The 1,026-nt window shown below is 50.3% G+C and carries 2 tRNA genes and 3 rRNA genes; all 5 read left to right on the top strand.

Features of this window, described 5'->3' with window-relative positions:
* Window positions 1-92, top strand: a 16S ribosomal RNA gene (locus ACFQI7_RS37775); the annotation flags it as partial.
* A 102-nt stretch (window positions 93-194) separates the two neighbouring features.
* Window positions 195-311, top strand: a 5S ribosomal RNA gene (gene rrf, locus ACFQI7_RS37770).
* A gap of 70 nt (window positions 312-381) precedes the next feature.
* Window positions 382-455 (top strand) — tRNA-Ile (locus ACFQI7_RS37765).
* An 84-nt stretch (window positions 456-539) separates the two neighbouring features.
* A tRNA-Ala gene (locus ACFQI7_RS37760) sits at window positions 540-615 on the top strand.
* 287 nt (window positions 616-902) lie between these two features.
* Window positions 903-1,026, top strand: a 23S ribosomal RNA gene (locus ACFQI7_RS37755); the annotation flags it as partial.

Below are 1,026 nucleotides of genomic sequence, written 5' to 3'. Positions count from 1 at the left end.
CAAGGAGCCAGCCGCCGAAGGTGGGGTAGATGATTGGGGTGAAGTCGTAACAAGGTAGCCGTATCGGAAGGTGCGGCTGGATCACCTCCTTTCTATGGAGTCCATGTCGTCTGCAGGACGACGGGCAAATAAGCAGCGCAAGCTGCGACACTCACTCGTTGTCAGTTTTGAAAGGTGCAATGCCTTTCGATTAGTTTGGTGATGATGGCGGAAGGGAACCACGCGTACCCATCCCGAACACGAACGTTAAGCCTTCCAGCGTCGATGGTACTTGGACCGCAGGGTCCTGGGAGAGTAGAACGTCGCCAAGCAAGCCCACCAAGGGTGGGCTTTTCTTATGAAACATTATAGGCATACGATTATACTCGTTTGCGTTGTCGAGGGCCCTTAGCTCAGCTGGTTAGAGCGCACCCCTGATAAGGGTGAGGTCGGTGGTTCGAGTCCACTAGGGCCCATTCCCAAAAACAATAAGTGATAGGGTCACCGAAAACTATCGGGTAAAGGCCGTAAAGCTTAGTATACTTTTTGGGTTGAGATATGGGGCCATAGCTCAGCTGGGAGAGCGCCTGCCTTGCAAGCAGGAGGTCAGCGGTTCGATCCCGCTTGGCTCCACCATAATTCGCCGCTTGAGTTTGCGGAGTAAACATGGTATACTGAATGTCGCCGCTGAAAAGCGAGCGATAATAGGTTGACAACTGAGATCGGTGAAAGTCGATCCAACAGTTGCAACATTGTTCCTTGAAAACTGGATATCGAAACAAGCAACAAATGCTGAATCATCCTTAAAGATGATCTGAATAGATCTTTAATCTTTTAGGTTAGCTACAAGCGAAGATTTATCTTTTAGAAGTGACCTTTATGCGAAGCATAACGGAACGAAAAAAGATAAACTCGGAGCGTTTGGTTAAGCTAATAAGAGCACACGGAGGATGCCTAGGCGCCAGGAGCCGAAGAAGGACGTGGCGAACAACGATAACGCCTCGGGGAGCCGTAAGCAGGCTTTGATCCGGGGATGTCCGAATGGGG

Origin of the sequence: Paenibacillus allorhizosphaerae (assembly GCF_042659105.1) — a bacterium.
Taxonomy (GTDB): Bacteria; Bacillota; Bacilli; order Paenibacillales; family NBRC-103111; genus Paenibacillus_G; species Paenibacillus_G allorhizosphaerae.
Note: the sequence above shows the minus strand (reverse complement) of the source record. Positions and strands in the feature narration are given on the sequence as shown.